A 249-nucleotide genomic window follows, 5' to 3' on the forward strand; every position below is an offset into this window, starting at 1 on the left:
TCTTTGAAGAGGGCCAGGAAGATGGCAACGGGTACCGTGAAGTGGTTTAACGACGCAAAGGGTTTTGGTTTCATTACGCCGGACGATGGCGGCGATGACCTGTTTGCTCATTTTTCGGAAGTGAAGGCGGAGGGCTTCAAGTCCCTTCAGGAGGGGCAATAGGTGAGCTTTGAGGTCAAGCAAGGACCGAAGGGCAAGCAGGCGGCCAACATTCAACCGATCTGATACCAAAGCGCTTTCGCGGTCGCG

The 249-nt window shown here is 54.6% G+C and carries 1 pseudogene; it reads left to right on the plus strand.

The features are described from left to right. The first annotated feature begins 21 nt into the window (after positions 1–21). Positions 22–225: pseudogene (locus SB753_RS39930) on the plus strand (cold-shock protein). Positions 226–249: the final 24 nt, after the last annotated feature.

This window comes from Paraburkholderia sp. SIMBA_053, assembly GCF_046534895.1.
Lineage (GTDB): Bacteria > Pseudomonadota > Gammaproteobacteria > Burkholderiales > Burkholderiaceae > Paraburkholderia > Paraburkholderia caledonica.